This is a genomic window from Saccharothrix hoggarensis (genome assembly GCF_052936025.1).
In genome coordinates this window covers 973,656-989,712 of sequence record NZ_CP193624.1, presented here as the reverse complement: position 1 = coordinate 989,712, position 16,057 = coordinate 973,656, and the positions used below count along the sequence as shown (strand labels likewise).

The window sequence follows — 16,057 nt, the reverse complement described above, 5'->3', positions numbered from 1 at the left end:
GCTTCTCCGAGTGCCCGGTGTGGACCACCCGCACGGGTGTCCCCCTCACAGGACCGGCAACAGGGTGCGCAGCTCGTACGGCGTCACGCTGCGCCGATACGCGTCCCACTCGGTCCGCTTGTTGCGCAGGAAGAAGTCGTACACGTGCTCGCCGAGCGCTTCGGGGAGCAGTTCGGAGTTCTCCATCTCGGTCAACGCCTCGCCCAGGTTCTGCGGCAGGTTGTCGTACCCGGCCGCACGTCGTTCGCGGTCGGTCAGCGACCACACGTCGTCCTCGGCGGGCGGAGGGAGCTCGTAGCCCTTCTCGATGCCCTTGAGGCCGGCGGCGAGTATGACGGCGTACGCGAGGTACGGGTTGCAGGCCGAGTCGAGCGACCGGATCTCGACGCGGCGGGACGACGACTTGCCCGGCGAGTACATCGGCACGCGGACCAGCGCGGACCGGTTCGCGTGACCCCAGCAGACGGCCGTCGGCGCTTCGCCGCCCACGATCAGGCGCTTGTAGGAATTCACCCATTGGTTGGTCACGCCGGAGATCTCGCGGGCGTGCTTCAGCAGGCCGGCGACGAACATCTTGCCGGTGTCGGACAGCTGGTAGGGGTCCTCGGCGTCGTAGAACGCGTTGCGGTCGCCCTCGAACAGGCTGACGTGCGTGTGCATGCCGCTGCCGGGCTGGTTGGTGAACGGCTTCGGCATGAACGAGGCGCGCACGCCCTGCGTGATGGCGACCTCCTTGATGACGTACCGGAACGTCATCACGTTGTCGGCCATGGTGAGGGCGTCGGCGTAGCGGAGGTCGATCTCCTGCTGGCCGGGCGCGCCCTCGTGGTGGCTGAACTCGACCGAGATGCCCATCGCCTCCAGCGCCTCGATGGCGTGGCGGCGGAAGTGGGTCGCGGTCTCGTGGCTGGTCTGGTCGAAGAAACCGCCGTTGTCGGCCGGGACGGGCTCGCTCCCGTCGTCCGGGAGGCCCTTCAGCAGGAAGAACTCCATCTCGGGGTGCACGTAGCAGGTGAAACCCGCTTCGCTGGCCCTGGCCAGCGTCCGGCGCAGCACGTGCCGCGGGTCGGCCCACGACGGCGAGCCGTCCGGCATGGCGATGTCGCAGAACATCCGCGCCGAGTAGTGGCTCTTGTCGGGCGTCTGCCACGGCAGGACCTGGAACGTCGACGGGTCCGGCTTGGCCACCATGTCGGACTCGTACACCCTCGCGAAGCCCTCGATCGCGGAGCCGTCGAAGCCGATGCCCTCGGCGAAGGCCCCTTCGAGCTCGGCGGGCGCGATCGCGACGGACTTGAGGAAGCCGAGCACGTCCGTGAACCAGAGCCGGACGAACCGGATGTCGCGTTCCTCGAGGGTGCGGAGCACGAACTCCTGCTGGCGGTTCATGACACGAAGCCTAGGTAAGGACGGTGAGCGCCGCGTTGCCGACTCGGCGGAACCCGCTGCGCCGTTTGCCGCCGTGCGGGAAGTGCGCAGGTCAGGGCGTTGCGCCCGAGTTTCGCAGTGGGGTCGGGCGGCGGGATCTACGATGCTCCGCATGTTCCCTCGTCGCGCCCTGGTCGGGTCGCTCGTGCTCGCGCTCGTGGCGGGCTGCACGTCGTCCGGCGGCGCCGGCTCGCAGCCCGAGGGTCCGGAGCTGCTGGCCAGGGCCGCCGCGGGCATGAAGGCGGTGACCAGCACGCACTTCACGATCAAGGTGGACGGCGAGTTGCCCGGCGTGACCGTGAAGGACGCCGAGGGCGACCTGAACGCCGCGGGCGAGTCGCAGGGCCGGGCGAAGATCGAGCAGTTCGGCCAGCTGATCGAGGTCGAGTACGTGCTCGTCGGGCAGGACCTGCACTTCAAGGGGCCGACCGGCGGGTTCACCAAGCTGCCCGCGGCGCTCGCGGGGCAGGTGTACGACCCGAGCGCGATCCTGGACCCGGACAAGGGCGTGGCGCACGTGCTCGGGTCCGCGCGCGACGCGAAGACGGTGAGCGTGGACGACGGGGTGGCGGTGGTCGAGGCGACCGTGCCGCGTGACGTGGCCGCGGGGCTGGTGCCGGGCATCGACGCCGACGTGAGGTCGGAGTTCTCGGTTCGGGACGACCGGCTGCTCAAGGCCGTGTTCACGCTGCCGGCGGGGGCGAAGGTGACCATCGACCTGTCCGACTTCAACAAGCCCGTCACCGTCTCCCCGCCCGCGTGAGCACGGCGGTGAAGGCGCGGCGGCTGGCGATCGGCGCCGGTGCGGGCGCCGTGCTGCTGGGCGCGCTGGACGCGTACGTCGTCGTCGGCGTGCTCGTGGACATGGTGCGCGACCTGGGCATCCCGGTGAACCACCTGGAGCGCGCGACGCCCGTGGTGACGGGGTACCTGCTCGGGTACGTGGCCGGGATGCCGCTGCTGGGGCAGCTGTCGGACCGGTTCGGGCGGCGGTTGGTGCTGCACCTGTGCCTGGTCGGGTTCGCGGTGGGGTCGGCGGTGACGGCGCTGGCCGGCGACCTGCCGCTGCTGGTGGCCGGTCGGGTGGTGCAGGGGCTCGCCGGCGGGGCGTTGTTGCCGGTGACGATGGCCCTGGTCGCCGACCTGTGGGACGCCGAGCGGCGTGCGTCGGCGTTGGGTGTCGTGGGCGCGGCGCAGGAGTTGGGCAGCGTGCTGGGGACGCTGTACGGCGTCGGCGTGGCGTCGTTGTTCAACGCCTGGTCGTTCTTCGAGTCCGTGGAGCCGCAGAGCTGGCGGTGGGTGTTCTGGGTGAACCTGCCGCTGGCCGCGGTGGCGATGGCGGTCGTGCAGCGGACCGTGCCCCGGTCGGGTTCCGGGCGCGGGGTGCGGATCGACGTGGTCGGTGGCGGGTTGCTGGCGTTGGCGCTGTCGTTGTTGGTCGTCGGTTTGTACAACCCCGATCCGGCACGGGCGGTGCTGCCGCCGTGGGGCCTGCCGGTGCTGGGTGCGGCGGTCGTCGTGTTCGCCGGGTTCGTGTGGTGGGAGCGGCGGTCGTCCGTGCGGCTGCTCGACCCGGCCGGGGTGGCGATGCGGCCGTTCCTGGCGTCGCTGGGGGTGTCGCTGGCGGCCGGCGCGGCGTTGATGGTGACGCTGGTGGACGTGGAGCTGTTCGCGCAGACCGTGCTGGGGCGGGACTCCGCCGCGGCGGCGGGGATGCTGGCCCGGTTCCTGATCGCGTTGCCGGTGGGCGCGCTGGTCGGCGGGTGGTTGGCGGCGCGCACCCGGTTGGGTGACCGGTGGGTGTCGTTCGTGGGACTGGTGGTGGCCGGCGTCGCGTACGCGCTGATCGCGCAGTGGCCGGCGACGGTGACGTCGTTCGTCATCGGGCGCGACCTGGCGGTGGCCGGGTTCGGGCTGGGGCTGGTGATCGCGCCGGTGTCGGCGGCGGTGCTGCGGGCCGTGCCGGCGGCGCAGCACGGCGTCGCGTCGGCGGCGGTGGTCGTGGCGCGGATGACCGGGATGCTGGTCGGCGTGGCCGGGTTGTCGGCCTGGGGCCTGCACCGGTTCCGGGAGCTGACGGCGGACCTGGACACGCCGCTGCCGTTCGGGGTGTCGCCGGAGGAGTTCGCCGAGAAGGCGGCGGCCTACAAAGCGGCGCTGACGGACGCGCTGCTCACCGAGTACCACGAGATCTTCTGGATCACGGCCGTGATCTGCGGGGTCGGCGCGCTGGTGTCGTTGCTGCTGCCGCGCGCGGGCCGCTGAGCCCGACCGCCGACGCTCCCTCGGTGTCCGGTCAAGGACACAGAGGGTGGCGATCGGCGGACGGTGTTCAGCCGGAACGGTGGGTGGTCGTGCGGGTCAGCCCTCGCGCCACCCGCTGGTGATCGGGAGGCGGCGGTCGCGGCCGAAGGCCTTGAAAGTGATCTTGGTGCCCGGCGGGTACTGGCGGCGCTTGTACTCGGCCTTGTCGACCATGCGCAGGACCTTGTCGACCAGCTCGTGCGTGAAGCCCATCGCGATCAGGTCCCGGTAGCCCTTGTCGCCCTCGACGTAGTCGTCCAGCACGGAGTCGAGCAGCTCGTAGTCCGGCAGCGAGTCGGTGTCGACCTGGCCGGGGCGCAGCTCCGCCGACGGCGGCTTGGTGATCGAGTTCTCCGGGATCGGCGGCAGCTCGCCCAGCTTCTCGGCCTGCGCGTTGCGCCACCGCGCCAGGTCCCAGACCAACGTCTTCAGCACGTCCTTGATCGGCGCGAACCCGCCGACCGCGTCGCCGTAGATGGTCGAGTACCCGACCGCCAGCTCCGTCTTGTTGCCGGTCGCCAGGACCAGGTGGCCGTGCTGGTTCGACAGGCCCATCAGCGTGACGCCGCGGCAGCGCGCCTGCACGTTCTCCTCGGCCAGGCCGGTCAGCCCGAGCTGGTCCACGAACACGCGGACCATGTCCGCGATCGGCTGCTCCGAGTAGTGGCAGCCGGTGCGCTGGGCCAGGTCGTGCGCGTCGGACTTCGAGTGGTCCGACGAGTACACCGACGGCATGGACACGCCGTACACGTGGTCGGCGCCCAGGGCGTCGACCGACAGCGCGGCGACGACCGCCGAGTCGATGCCGCCGGACAGGCCGAGGACGACCGAGCGGAAGCCGTTCTTGTGCACGTAGTCGCGCAGGCCGGTGACGAGGGCGTGCCACACCTCGGCCTCGTCGGACAGCGGCTCGGCGGGCTGCGGCACGGGCAGCGGCTCGTAGGCCGGGAGCGGGTCGTGCGACACCGTGCGGCGGTGGACGGTGAACCCGCCGTAGGCGCCCTCGGTGCGGGGCGTGCCGCCGGGGAGGTCGAGGTCGAGGACGACCAGGTGCTCCACGAACTGGGGCGCGCGGGTGATCAGCGTGCCGTCCGCGGTGACCACCATCGTGTCGCCGTCGAACACGAGCTCGTCCTGCCCGCCGATCAGGTTGACGTACGCGAGCGGCGCGCGGGCCTCGACCGCGCGGCGCGCCACCAGCGGCAGCCGGGCGTCGTCCTTCTTCCGCTCGTACGGCGACGCGTTCGGCGAGACCACGAGGTCGACGCCCGCCTCGCCGAGCGCGGCGATCGGCCCGCCGTCCTGCCAGAGGTCCTCACAGATCACCATGCCGACTTCGAGGCCGTGGACGCGCACGACGTCGAGCGTGTCGCCCGGCGTGAAGTAGCGGCGCTCGTCGAACACGCCGTAGTTCGGCAGGTGGTGCTTGTGCTGCCGCGCCACGACCTCGCCCCGGTGCAGGACGGCCGCCGCGTTGCGCATGCCGCGCTCGTCGCGGTCGAGGTAGCCGACGAACACCGCCAGCTCGCCGCACCCCGCCTCGTCCAGCCGGGTGGCGAGCTTCGTCAGCGCTTCCTTGGACGCCTCCGCGAACGACACGCGCAGCGCCAGGTCCTCGACCGGGTAGCCGGTGAGGGCCATCTCCGGGAAGACGGCCAGGTGGGCGCCGGCCTCGACGGCCTTGCGGGACCACTCGACGACGAGTTCGGAGTTTCCCGCCAGGTCGCCGACACAGGCGTTGACCTGGGCGAGGGCGAGTCGGAGCTGTGGCATGGGGGCATTCTCGCTCACTCCGGGCAACATCGGCGGGCGTTGTGGCCGACGGATCACACTTACGATCGGAGACGTGCGCCGTCGGATGATGTTCCTCCTCGCCCTCCCGCTCCTCGCCTCGTGCACGAGCGTGGTCTCGGGTTCCCCCACCGCCGGGACGACGCTGGAGCAGGCGGGTCCGGCCGGCGTCGTGCCCGCGGGGCTGGAGCGGTTCTACGGCCAGCAGCTGGGCTGGGAGGACTGCGAGCCCTACGCCACCACCGGCTCGACGGCCTCGCTGTTCAAGACCAAGCGCTCGATCGAGTGCACCCGGCTCGAAGTGCCGCTGGACTACGCCAAGCCGGACGGGCGGACGATCCGGATCGGCCTGCTGCGCCAGCGCGCGAACCAGGGCCGGATCGGCTCGCTGATCATCAACCCCGGCGGTCCGGGCGCGTCCGGCATGTCGGCCGCGGCGAGCCTCGGCGCCGACTTCAAGTCCACGCCGGTGGGCGACCGGTTCGACCTGATCGGGTTCGACCCGCGGGGCGTCGGGGCGAGCGAGCCGCGGGTGAAGTGCCTGACCGACGCGGAACGGGACGCCGACCGGCTGGACAACGACGTGGACACGTCACCGGAGGGCGTGGCGCAGACCGAGGCGGAGAACAAGGCGTACGCCGAGAAGTGCGCGGCGGCGACCGGGCCGGACGTGCTGGCCAACCTCGGCACCCGGGACGTGGTGCGCGACCTCGACGTGATGCGGTCCGCGCTGGGCGACGAGAAGCTCACCTACCTGGGGTACTCGTACGGGACGCACATCGGCGCGGCCTACGCGCAGGCCTTCCCCGGCAACGTCCGGGCGCTCGTGCTGGACGGCGCGGTGGACCCGACCCAGAACCAGGTCGAGTCGCTGATCGCGCAGGCCGCCGGGTTCCAGAAGGCGTTCACCGCGTTCGCCGCGTGGTGCGCCGCGCGGCAGGACTGCGCGTTGGGCTCCGACGTGACCAAGGCCGACCGGGCGTTCCGCGACCTGACGTTGCCGCTGGTGCAGCGGCCCGTGCCGGCGGGCGAGCGGAAGCTGTCGTACGGCGACGCCATCACCGGCGCCATCCAGGCGATGTACTCGGAACAGCTGTGGACGGCGCTGAACACCGGGTTGGCCGAGCTGAAGGGCAACCGCGGCGACACGTTGATGCTGCTGGCGGACAACTACTACGACCGCGACAAGCAGGGCCGGTACTCCACGATCACCGACGCGTTCGTGGCGGTGAAGTGCGTGGACGAGCCGCGGGTGACGGACCGGGCCGTGCTGGACGACGTGGCGCGCCGGTACAAGCAGGCCGCGCCGTTCCTGGACGACGGCCAGCCGCCGGCCGCCGCGCTCGACGCGTGCGCGTTCTGGCCCGTGCCGCCGACCGTGCAGGAGCACAAGCCGGTGTCCGGGCTGCCGCCGGTGCTGGTGATCTCCACGACCGGCGACCCGGCGACGCCGTACGAGGCGGGCGTCAGCCTGGCGAAGGAGCTGGGCGGCGGGCTGCTGACGTTCGAGGGCAACCAGCACACCGTGTACCTGCAGGGCAACGACTGCGTGGACGGCGCCGGGCACGAGTACCTGATCAGCGTGAAGCTGCCGCCCGAGGGGACGCGCTGCTCCTAGCCGTCACGCCTCCCACCGGGCGCGCAGGACGCCGTCGTCGTCCGGCAGCACGGCGGCGAGCAGCGGGCGCCCCTCGTCCGCGATCCACATCGCCGCGCGTGCTCCGGCCAGGTGTGCGGGCAGCGCCGGCGGGCCACACCAGCCGTGACCGGGGCGTGAGCCCGGCTCGGACCGCGTCGACGTCGGCGACTCGGAGGCGGTGCCACCGGGAGGCGTTGTGCACGTGACCCTCCTCCATGACCACCGCCCCGCACGCCGCGGCGGCGAGGTAGGCCGCTTCCACGGGACCGTGGTCGTGGATCAGCGGTTGGCGAGGCCGTCGACGCGCAGGGTCGCGGAGTCATCCCGGTGCGCCCCCGTGCCGCCGACGTGCTTGTCGCTGATCGCGGTGCCGTTCTTGAGCACGTGGTAGAGCGCCATCCCGTGACCGCGGCCCAGGTCGTAGTCGTCCTTCAGCCACTGCAGGACGACGCCCGCCTTGGTGGTCGGGCCGTAGCCGCGGTCGCCCGCCTCGGACAGCAGCTCGGCCGGCGTCTTGCCGGTCTTGCGCTCGATGGTGTCGAGGTACGCCTGGAAGGACATGGCCGGCTCCTGTTCGTCGGGGTGAGCCGAGCATAAGACAGCTTTATTTGTCTTGACAAGACTTTTTGTCGGTCCCCCCAGAGCAGCTCGGACGTCAGGCCTGCTGCTCCGAGGGCGTTCCCGAGGACGTTCCCGAGGGCACCGCGGACCAGCTCGCCAGCAGCTTGAGGCGTTCCTCGGTCGGCGAACCGGCCCTCGCGGTGTAGACGGCGAGCACGAGGTCGGGGTCGCCGGTCGGGTGCAGGGTCTCGTAGTCGAGGTCCAGGTCGCCGACCACGGGGTGGGTGATGAGCTTGGTGCCGTGGGTCTTCTCCAGCACCTTGTGCTGCGCCCACAGCTTGCGGAACGTCTCGTCCTTGACCGACAGCTCCCCCACCAGCGCGGCGAGGCGCGCGTCGTCGGGGTAGCGGCCCGCGTCGAGCCTGAGGAACGCCACCATGTCGGCGGCGACCGTGGACCAGTCGCGGTAGAACGCCCGCGATTCGGGGCGCAGGAAGGTGTGCCGGGCCGAGTTGCGGTCCTCCGGCGGCAGGTCGGCGAAGCCGTACAGCGCTCCGGCCAGCGGGTTCCACGCCAGGATGTCCGAGCGGCGGCCCATCACGAACGCCGGCACGTCGTCGACCATGTCCAGCAGGCGGCGCAGGCCGGGGCGGACGCGTTGCGGCGCGGGGCGCTTCGACGGGGCCGGCCGGACGAGGTTGCGCAGGTGGGTGCGCTCGGTCTCGTCGAGGCGCAGCACGCGCGCCACGGCGTCCAGCACGGAGTCGGAGACGGCGGGGGTGCGGCCCTGTTCGAGCCGCATGTAGTAGTCCACGCTCACGCCCGCCAGCAGCGCCAGCTCCTCGCGGCGCAGGCCGGGGACGCGGCGGCGGCCACCGCCGGGCAGGCCGACGTCGTCCGGGCGGACGCGAGCCCGGCGGCTGCGGAGGAATTCGCCCAGGTCGTGGTTCACACGTCCCAGTATGGCGGCCCGCGGCCGGCCGAGCCTGGGTACTGGCAGGCCTAGGGAACGGCGCGCCACAGGCAGGACAGGGCCTCCGGTACCCGCGGCGATCGGGTCCAGTGTTCTTGCCATGACCTACGACCTGAACGACCGCACTGCCGTTGTCACCGGTGCCGCGAGCGGCATCGGCGCCGAGATCGCCCTCGTCCTCGCCCGGTCGGGGGCGAAGGTCGCGCTGCTGGCCCGCCGGGCGGACCGGCTCACCGAACTGGCCGGGAAGATCACCGCGGACGGTGGCCGCGCGATCGCCGTGGCCGCCGACGTCACCGGTGACCTGACCGCCGCGGTGGAGACCGTCCACGCCGCCTTCGGGCGGGTCGACCTGGTGGTGAACAACGCCGGCGTCATGCTCGCCAACCCGGTCACCGAGGGCCGGGACGACGAGTGGCGCCGGATGATCGACACCAACCTCAAGGGCCTGCTCAACGTGACCAAGGCGTTCACCGCCGACCTGGTCGGGGCGGGGGCGGCCGGCGCGGCGGACCTGGTGAACATCTCGTCCGTCGGCGCGCACCTCACGTTCCCCAACTACGGCGTCTACACCGCGACCAAGGCGGCCGTCACGCACCTGTCGGCGAACCTGCGCACGGAGTTCGGCCCGCTCGGCGTCCGCGTGACGAACGTCGAGCCGGGCCTGGTCACCAGCGAACTGGCCGACCACATGGACAACCCGGACGTGGACGCGCACCTGGCGGCGTGGCGGGAGCAGGTGCCGCCGCTGAGCCCGTCCGACATCGGCGACGTGGTCGGCTTCGCCACCAGCCGACCCAAGCACGTCAACCTGCGCCAGCTCGTCGTGCTGCCCACGGTCCAGGTCTGACCGACCCGGATCGTCGCCGCCCACCGACCCTCCGCACGGGGTCGGTGGGCGGTGTCAGCTCGACCGGCGACGGCGGTAGGCGCGTTGCTGGCAGCCGCGGGAGCAGTACGCGCGGGGCCGGCCGGACGCCGGTTGCGCCACCGGTTTCCCACACACCTGACAAGTTTCATCACGCTTTACATCACGCGCTTGGACGAGGAGTTCGATGCCGTCCAGGACCCGGGCCAGGCCGAACCCGAACGGCTCGGGCTGGTCGAACCCGCCCGCCTCCCACAGCGCGGTCAACGTCGGGAAGCGGTCGAACCGGGCGAACAGCGTGTCGCGCGCGCCCCACCACTCCTCGTCGCTCACCCCCGTGGCCTGCTCCGCGCGGGCCGCCTCGGCCAGCGCCAACGCCTCGGCGTCAACGAACCGGGCGACCAGCCCGACCGCCGCGACCACCTCGGACGGGGTGAGCGCGGTGCCGGCGAGGATGCCCAGCGCGTACTCGTAGTGGGCCAGCGCGTTCGGGCCCGGCACGTACCGACCGCCGCGCACCTCGGCCAGCCACGGGTGCCGCGTCCGCAGCTCCCAGTTCTGCCGGGCGAAGTCCTCCAGCGCGGCCCGCCACCCGGCGCCCGGCGCGGCGGGCGCCGGCTGCCCCAGCACGGCGTCCCGCATGAGGTCGACCAGGTGGTCCCGGCTCGGCACGTGGCGGTAGAGCGACATCGACGTGAAGCCGAGCCGCTCGGCGACCTTGCGCATGGACAGGCCGGCCAGGCCCTCCGCGTCGGCCACCTCCACCGCGGCGCCCACGATCCGCTCCAGGCTCAGCGCGGGCCGCTCGGCCCACAGGAGCTCGACCCCGCGGTCGGGATCGTCCGCTTTCCCCATCACGCACCTCCGCGGCCATGATATACATTCGCCTTGTTTACGCCATAAACAGAGAGGCCGATCATGGTCGAGTTCCACGTCTCCCCCGCCGGGGACGATTCCGCGGCGGGCGCCGCCGAGCGGCCGTTCGCCACGCTGGACCGCGCGCGGCGGGCCGCCCGCGAGGCCGCCGGCGACGTCGTGGTGCACCTCAGGGCGGGCACGCACGTGCTCACCGAGCCGTTCGAGCTGACCGAGGACGACTCCGGCCGGGACGGCCACCGGATCACCTACCAGGCGTTCGGGTACGGCACCGCGGCGTGCGAGGAGGTCGTCGTCAGCGGCGGGCGCGCGGTCACCGGCGAGGTCGGGCCGGACGGCCGGTGGCGGGCCGACGTCGGCGACCTGGTCACCCGCCACCTCACCGTCGACGGCACGCGGGTCGAGCGGGCGGGCGTCAACGGGCTGCCCGGCACGGTCCGCCGCACCGCGACCGGCTACGTCACCAACCACCCGCTGGACTGGGTGAACGCCGCCGGCGTCGAGTTCGCCCACCGGGGCGTCTACCCGTGGACCGAGGCACGCATGGCGGTCGCCTCGGTCACCCGGGACGGCGACGAGACCGTGATCACGATGGCGCAGCCCGCCTTCGGCTGGGCGGTGGACGTCTACAACTCCGAGTGGTTCGGCCAGGTCATGACCGGTCCCCCGGCGCCGACGCGGGTGGAGAACGACCCGTCGTTCCTCACCGAGCCCGGCACGTTCGCCGTGGACCGCTCGCGGCCCGGCCGGCACGTCCTGCACTACCTGCCGCGCCCCGGCGAAGAGCCGCACGTCGTCGCGCCCGCGCTGGAGGTGCTGCTCCGGGCCACCGGCACGCGGGACGTGACGTTCCGCGGCCTGGTGTTCGCCGACGCCACGTGGCTGCGGCCCGGCGGCGACCGCGGTTTCCTGCACTACCACGCGAACGGCTTCTACGACGGTGGCGCGATCGGGCGGATCGACCTGGGCGACGGCGCGTGGCTCACCGTGCCGGAGGAGCACGACGAGATCCCGGCGTGCGTGCGGCTCGACGGGACGACCGGGCTCCGGTTCGAGGGCTGCCGCTTCACCCGGCTGGGCGCGACCGGGCTGGGCGTGACCGGCGGCGCGGACGTCGTGGTGCGCGGCTGCGACTTCGACGACCTCGGCGCGTCCGCCATCACCGTCACCGGCGGCCGTGCCGTCCTGGTCGAGGACAACCTGGTGCGGCGGGTGGGGCTGGACCACTCCGGTTCGGCCGGCATCACGATCCGCGGCACCGTCGACTGCACCGTCGCGCACAACCACGTCCACGACGTGCCCCACAACGGCATCGTCGCCGGACCCGCGCGAGGCACCCGCGTGCTGCGCAACCTCACCACCGGCGCCATGGGCGTGCTGGCGGACGGCGGCGGCGTCTACCTGTCCGGGCCGCAGGGCGACTCGGCCGAGAACGCGGCCGTGATCAGCGGGAACGTCATCGAGGACACCCGCACGCCGTACAACTTCGGCCTCTACACCGACTACGGGGCGAGCTGGGTCACGGTGACCGGGAACGTGGTGGCCCGCGCCGACAACACCGCCGTGCTGCACGTCAGCCCGCCGCTGGAGCACGTCGTCTACCAGGGCAACTTCTGGGACGCCGACCCGGTGGGCAGCGACGACGTGCCGAACGGCGTCACCTGGTCGGGGAACACCACGATCGCCGACGCGGCGGAGCTGGCCGCCGCCACGGCCGACATCCACGCGCGGGCCGGGCTCCTCACCCGCCGGGCGTGAGCGCGGTCAGCGGTCCGGCGGAGGAGCCGACGGCTCGACACGAGCTCTGAGCAGGCAGAACTCGTTGCCCTCCGGGTCTTGGAGGACGTGCCAGTCGACGTCGCCCTGACCGACGTCCACCGGCCGGGCGCCGAGGGCGAGCAGCCGTTCCAGCTCGGCGTCCTGGTCGCGGTCGGTGGCGTTGACGTCGACGTGGAGCCGCAGCTTCTGCGTCTTGGGCTCCGGGACGGCGGCGAACACGAGCGTCGGGTACTCGCCCTCGCGCCCGATCTCGACGCCGTCGTGGTCGCGGCCGAGCACCCGGTAGTCGAGCACCGCGCACCAGAACGCGGCCAGCGCTTCGGGATCGGTGCAGTCCACCGCGAGTTCCGTGATGCGGCAAGCCATGCCGTGTGAAGCTACTCGCACTCCGTGCCAATCCCCTCGCGTCGGTGTCAGGCTGGGCGGGTAACCGTGCAACAAGGCCCGGGGACCAGCGACGACGCAGGCCCCGAGGGAGGACGGTCGACGATGACCTCTGCCGAGGTATCCGCCGAGGTAGCTGCGCCTTACGGCAGCGGGGCCGGCCAGAACGCCGCCTCGACCGGCAAGAAGGTGCGCATCCACCACCTGCGGGAGATGAAGGAACGCGGCGAGCCGTGGCCCATGCTCACCGCCTACGACATGTACACCGCCGAGCTGTTCGACGAGGCAGGCATCCCGGTGCTGCTGGTCGGCGACTCGGCGTCGAACAACGTCTACGGCTACGACACGTCGCTGCCGGTCACCGTGGACGAGCTGATCCCGCTCGTCCGGGGCGTCACCCGGTCGGTGAAGCGGTCGCTGGTCGTGGCCGACCTGCCGTTCGGGTCGTACCAGGTCTCGGTCGAGCAGGCCGTGGGCACCGCGGTGCGGTTCATGAAGGAAGGCCGCGCGCACGCCGTGAAGCTCGAAGGCGGGAAGCACTTCGCACCGCACATCGAGGCCATCGTGCGCGCGGGCATCCCGGTCATGGCGCACATCGGGTTCACCCCGCAGAGCGAGCACCAGCTCGGCGGCTACCGGGTGCAGGGCCGCCGCGAGGCGTTCGACTCCGTGGTCGAGGACGCGCACGCCGTCGAGGCCGCGGGCGCGTTCGCCGTGGTGCTGGAGATGGTGACCGGCGAGGTCGCCAAGCAGATCACGCACGACCTGCGCATCCCGACCGTCGGCATCGGCGCGGGACCGGACACCGACGCCCAGGTGCTCGTCTGGCAGGACATGATGGGCCTGCGCCGGGGTCGCGCGCCGCGGTTCGTGAAGCGGTACGCCGACGTGGCGGGCGTGATGAAGTCGGCGGCCGAGCAGTTCGCGGCCGAGGTGAAGGGCCACCAGTTCCCCGGCCCCGAGCACACGTTCCACTGATCCACCGCCGTTCGGGGGTCGTCGCGGGTCGCGGCGACCCCCGAACGCGGCCGCGCCGAACCCGGTCGGGCTGATCCACTCGCCGGCGGTCTGCGGCAGAGTGGTCGCATGTACCCCGAGACCGAGCCCCACGACCAAGGGCTGCTCGACGTCGGCGACGGCCACCGCGTCTACTGGGAGGTGTGCGGCAACCCGTACGGCAAGCCCGTCGTGTTCCTGCACGGCGGGCCCGGCGGCGGTTGCGCGCCCGTGCACCGGCGGCTGTTCGACCCGGCCGCGTACCGGATCGTGCTGATCGACCAGCGCGGCTGCGGCCGGTCCGTCCCACACGCCGCCGAGCCCGGCGCCGACCTGTCCGCGAACACCACCTGGCACCTCGTGGCGGACCTGGAGAAGGTCCGCGAGCACCTGGGCGTCGACCGGTGGCAGGTGTTCGGCGGGTCGTGGGGTTCGACGCTGGCCCTGGCGTACGCCGAGACGCACCCGGACCGGGTCACCGAGCTGGTGCTGCGCGGCGTCTTCACGTTGCGGCGCAAGGAACTCGACTGGTACTACGGCGGCGGGGCGGGGTTCCTGTTCCCCGAGCAGTGGGAGCGGGTGACGGCGCTCGTGCCGGACGGCGCCGACGTGATCGAGGCGTACGCCCGGCTGCTGAACGACCCCGACCCCGCCGTGCACGAGCCCGCCGCGGTGGCGTGGAGCGTGTGGGAGGGGTCGACGGTGACGCTGCTCGAACGGCCCGAGCTGGTGGAGTCGTTCGCGCGGCCCCGGTACGCCGTGGCGTTCGCGCGCATCGAGAACCACTACTTCCGCCACGCCGGGTGGCTGGAGGAGGGGCAGCTGCTGCGTGACGCGGGCAGGCTCGCCGGCATCCCCGGCGTGATCGTGCAGGGCCGGTACGACGTCGCGACGCCCGCCACGTCCGCCTGGGAGCTGCACCAGGCGTGGCCGGGCTCGGAGCTGGTGGTGGTGCCGGACGCCGGGCACGCGTTCGACGAACCCGGCACCCTGCGCGCGCTGGTGGCGGCGACCGACCGCTTCAGGGCCTGAGCGCCGCCTCCAGCACCGCGCGCGCCCGCACCAGCGACGGGCCGTACCAGGTGAGGTGGCGGCCCGAGACGTGCACCGGGCGCAGGCCCGGGAAGAACTGCGGACCGTCGTCCGGGGTGAACAGGTACGGCTCGTCGGGCAGCACGACGACCTCGGCGTCCTGGAGCTCGTCGAGGCCCGGCCGCGGGTAGCGCTCGGCGTGGTCGGCGAAGGCGTTGACCACGCCGAGGCGCAGCAGCACGTCGCCCGCGAACGTGTCGCGGCCCAGCACCACCCACGGCTTGCGCCACACCGGGACCACGGCGCGCGTCCACGGCGGCGTGACGTCGCGCCACAGGTTCTCCGCCTCCACCAGCCACCCCGGCTCGACGTCCCACGCCGTGCCGAGCAGGCGGCGCAGCGAGCCGAGCGCGGCGGGGACGGTGGCGGGCGCGGCGGTCACCCACACCGGGATGCCGTCCGCACGGAGGCGTTCGACGTCCTCGGGGCGGTTCTCCTCGCTGTTGGCCAGCACGAGGTCCGGGCGGAGCGCGAGCACCCGATCCACCTTCGGGTACTTCGAACCACCCACTCGGGTCACGTCGAGGTCGGACGGGTGCGTGCAGTAGTCCGTGGCGCCGACGAGGACCGCCGGGCCGACCGAGTCGACCAGCGCCTCGGTGAGCGACGGCACCAGGCTCACGACCCGTTCCGGCGGGCCGGGCAGCGGGACCGGCTCGCCGAGGTCGTCCACGGGCAGCATCAGATGTCGGTGATCTTCAGGCCGGCGTGCGCCTTGTACCGGCGGTTGATCGCGATGAGGTTGGCGGTGAACGCCTCGACCTGGTGGGCGTTGCGCAGCCGCCCGCCGTAGACGCCGCGGAAGCCGGGGATCGCCTCGGCCAGCGCGCGGACGAGGTCGGTGGCCTCGCGGTCGTCGCCGAGCACCAGCACGTCGTTGTCGACCGACTCGATGGTCAGGTCGGCGAGGTTGACCGCGGAGACGTGGTGGAACGCCGCCGTGACGCGGGAGTCCGGCAGGAGCGCGGCGGCCTGCTGGGCGGCGCTGCCCTCCGGCACGGGGAGCGCGAACGGGCCCTGCTTGTCGAAGCCGAGCGGGTTCACGCAGTCGATCACGACCTTGCCCTTGAGCGGTTCGCGCAGCGAGGCGACGGTGTCCGCGTGCCCGTCCCACGGCACGGCGATCAGCACGACGTCCGCCTGCTCCGCGCAGCCCCGGTTGTCCGCGCCGCTGACGTGGCCGACGCCCGCCTGCTCGCGCACCTCGCCGGCGGCGGCTTCGGCGCGTTCCGCGTCGCGCGACCCGATGACGACCTTCAGGCCCGCCTTGGCCCACCGCAGGGCCAACCCCTTGCCCTGCGCACCGGTACCGCCGAGGACGCCGACGGTGAGCTCACGAATCTCAGTCACCCGGCCATCACATCAC

The 16,057-nt window shown here is 72.5% G+C and carries 15 protein-coding genes; 7 read left to right on the top strand and 8 right to left on the bottom strand.

Going from position 1 to position 16,057, the window contains the following annotated elements:
- Nucleotides 1-45 precede the first annotated feature (45 nt).
- Nucleotides 46-1,389 (bottom strand): glutamine synthetase family protein, encoded by a 1,344-nt coding sequence (locus ACRAKH_RS04895; RefSeq protein WP_380724649.1) that lies wholly within the window; start codon nucleotides 1,387-1,389, stop codon nucleotides 46-48.
- A gap of 151 nt (nucleotides 1,390-1,540) precedes the next feature.
- On the opposite strand from ACRAKH_RS04895, the gene ACRAKH_RS04890 reads away from it, so the two are divergent.
- Both ACRAKH_RS04890 and ACRAKH_RS04885 read left to right on the top strand, forming a co-directional pair.
- A complete protein-coding gene (locus ACRAKH_RS04890; protein WP_380724648.1) occupies nucleotides 1,541-2,191 on the top strand; it encodes an LppX_LprAFG lipoprotein in 651 nt (216 codons plus the stop codon).
- Nucleotides 2,188-3,693, top strand: coding sequence for an MFS transporter (locus ACRAKH_RS04885; RefSeq protein ID WP_380724647.1), 1,506 nt, complete (start codon nucleotides 2,188-2,190; stop codon nucleotides 3,691-3,693). Before ACRAKH_RS04890 ends, ACRAKH_RS04885 begins: the two co-directional genes overlap by 4 nt.
- Before the next feature lie 96 nt (nucleotides 3,694-3,789).
- Here ACRAKH_RS04885 and ACRAKH_RS04880 read toward each other — a convergent pair whose 3' ends face one another.
- Entirely contained in the window at nucleotides 3,790-5,505 is a 1,716-nt protein-coding gene (locus ACRAKH_RS04880; protein ID WP_380724646.1) for an NAD+ synthase, read from the bottom strand.
- Nucleotides 5,506-5,590: 85 nt separating this feature from the next.
- On the opposite strand from ACRAKH_RS04880, the gene ACRAKH_RS04875 reads away from it, so the two are divergent.
- Nucleotides 5,591-7,141, top strand: coding sequence for an alpha/beta hydrolase (locus tag ACRAKH_RS04875; protein ID WP_380724651.1), 1,551 nt, complete (start codon nucleotides 5,591-5,593; stop codon nucleotides 7,139-7,141).
- 300 nt (nucleotides 7,142-7,441) lie between these two features.
- Here the strand turns inward: ACRAKH_RS04875 and ACRAKH_RS04870 are convergent, their stop codons facing one another.
- Both ACRAKH_RS04870 and ACRAKH_RS04865 read right to left on the bottom strand, forming a co-directional pair.
- Nucleotides 7,442-7,723 (bottom strand): DUF4287 domain-containing protein, encoded by a 282-nt coding sequence (locus tag ACRAKH_RS04870; RefSeq protein ID WP_380724645.1) that lies wholly within the window; start codon nucleotides 7,721-7,723, stop codon nucleotides 7,442-7,444.
- 94 nt (nucleotides 7,724-7,817) lie between these two features.
- Nucleotides 7,818-8,675, bottom strand: a complete 858-nt coding sequence (locus tag ACRAKH_RS04865; RefSeq protein WP_380724644.1) for a helix-turn-helix transcriptional regulator — start codon at nucleotides 8,673-8,675, stop codon at nucleotides 7,818-7,820.
- A gap of 121 nt (nucleotides 8,676-8,796) precedes the next feature.
- Between ACRAKH_RS04865 and ACRAKH_RS04860 the strand changes: the two genes are divergently transcribed.
- Nucleotides 8,797-9,546, top strand: coding sequence for an SDR family oxidoreductase (locus ACRAKH_RS04860; RefSeq protein ID WP_380724643.1), 750 nt, complete (start codon nucleotides 8,797-8,799; stop codon nucleotides 9,544-9,546).
- A gap of 54 nt (nucleotides 9,547-9,600) precedes the next feature.
- On the opposite strand, the gene ACRAKH_RS04855 is transcribed toward ACRAKH_RS04860, so the two are convergent.
- Entirely contained in the window at nucleotides 9,601-10,419 is an 819-nt protein-coding gene (locus tag ACRAKH_RS04855; RefSeq protein WP_380724642.1) for a TetR/AcrR family transcriptional regulator, read from the bottom strand.
- A 63-nt stretch (nucleotides 10,420-10,482) separates the two neighbouring features.
- Between ACRAKH_RS04855 and ACRAKH_RS04850 the strand changes: the two genes are divergently transcribed.
- Nucleotides 10,483-12,198: a right-handed parallel beta-helix repeat-containing protein gene (locus tag ACRAKH_RS04850; RefSeq protein WP_380724641.1), complete on the top strand. Its 1,716-nt coding sequence runs from the start codon at nucleotides 10,483-10,485 to the stop codon at nucleotides 12,196-12,198.
- A gap of 6 nt (nucleotides 12,199-12,204) precedes the next feature.
- Here ACRAKH_RS04850 and ACRAKH_RS04845 read toward each other — a convergent pair whose 3' ends face one another.
- On the bottom strand, nucleotides 12,205-12,585 hold the full coding sequence (locus ACRAKH_RS04845; protein ID WP_380724640.1) for a VOC family protein: 381 nt from the start codon (nucleotides 12,583-12,585) through the stop codon (nucleotides 12,205-12,207).
- A gap of 123 nt (nucleotides 12,586-12,708) precedes the next feature.
- Between ACRAKH_RS04845 and panB the strand changes: the two genes are divergently transcribed.
- Complete coding sequence (gene panB / locus ACRAKH_RS04840) at nucleotides 12,709-13,581, top strand: 3-methyl-2-oxobutanoate hydroxymethyltransferase (protein ID WP_380724639.1); 873 nt, start codon at nucleotides 12,709-12,711, stop codon at nucleotides 13,579-13,581.
- 108 nt (nucleotides 13,582-13,689) lie between these two features.
- Nucleotides 13,690-14,631 (top strand): prolyl aminopeptidase, encoded by a 942-nt coding sequence (gene pip / locus ACRAKH_RS04835; protein WP_380724638.1) that lies wholly within the window; start codon nucleotides 13,690-13,692, stop codon nucleotides 14,629-14,631.
- Here pip and ACRAKH_RS04830 read toward each other — a convergent pair.
- Both ACRAKH_RS04830 and npdG read right to left on the bottom strand, forming a co-directional pair.
- Entirely contained in the window at nucleotides 14,621-15,373 is a 753-nt protein-coding gene (locus tag ACRAKH_RS04830) for a helical backbone metal receptor (RefSeq protein WP_380724637.1), read from the bottom strand. The two genes, pip and ACRAKH_RS04830, sit on opposite strands and share 11 nt — an antisense overlap.
- A complete protein-coding gene (gene npdG, locus ACRAKH_RS04825) occupies nucleotides 15,373-16,041 on the bottom strand; it encodes an NADPH-dependent F420 reductase (RefSeq protein ID WP_380724636.1) in 669 nt (222 codons plus the stop codon). The genes ACRAKH_RS04830 and npdG overlap by 1 nt, the downstream gene beginning before the upstream one ends.
- Nucleotides 16,042-16,057 lie beyond the last annotated feature (16 nt).

What these genes read in the sequence shown, in the direction of transcription:
- ACRAKH_RS04895 (WP_380724649.1), bottom strand. Translation starts at nt 1,389, where the DNA reads ATGAACCGCCAGCAGGAGTTCGTGCTCCGCACCCTCGAGGAACGCGAC.
- ACRAKH_RS04890 (WP_380724648.1), top strand. Translation starts at nt 1,541, where the DNA reads ATGTTCCCTCGTCGCGCCCTGGTCGGGTCGCTCGTGCTCGCGCTCGTG.
- ACRAKH_RS04880 (WP_380724646.1), bottom strand. Translation starts at nt 5,505, where the DNA reads ATGCCACAGCTCCGACTCGCCCTCGCCCAGGTCAACGCCTGTGTCGGC.
- ACRAKH_RS04875 (WP_380724651.1), top strand. Translation starts at nt 5,591, where the DNA reads ATGATGTTCCTCCTCGCCCTCCCGCTCCTCGCCTCGTGCACGAGCGTG.
- ACRAKH_RS04870 (WP_380724645.1), bottom strand. Translation starts at nt 7,723, where the DNA reads ATGTCCTTCCAGGCGTACCTCGACACCATCGAGCGCAAGACCGGCAAG.
- ACRAKH_RS04860 (WP_380724643.1), top strand. Translation starts at nt 8,797, where the DNA reads ATGACCTACGACCTGAACGACCGCACTGCCGTTGTCACCGGTGCCGCG.
- ACRAKH_RS04855 (WP_380724642.1), bottom strand. Translation starts at nt 10,419, where the DNA reads ATGGGGAAAGCGGACGATCCCGACCGCGGGGTCGAGCTCCTGTGGGCC.
- ACRAKH_RS04850 (WP_380724641.1), top strand. Translation starts at nt 10,483, where the DNA reads ATGGTCGAGTTCCACGTCTCCCCCGCCGGGGACGATTCCGCGGCGGGC.
- ACRAKH_RS04845 (WP_380724640.1), bottom strand. Translation starts at nt 12,585, where the DNA reads ATGGCTTGCCGCATCACGGAACTCGCGGTGGACTGCACCGATCCCGAA.
- panB (WP_380724639.1), top strand. Translation starts at nt 12,709, where the DNA reads ATGACCTCTGCCGAGGTATCCGCCGAGGTAGCTGCGCCTTACGGCAGC.
- pip (WP_380724638.1), top strand. Translation starts at nt 13,690, where the DNA reads ATGTACCCCGAGACCGAGCCCCACGACCAAGGGCTGCTCGACGTCGGC.
- ACRAKH_RS04830 (WP_380724637.1), bottom strand. Translation starts at nt 15,373, where the DNA reads ATGCTGCCCGTGGACGACCTCGGCGAGCCGGTCCCGCTGCCCGGCCCG.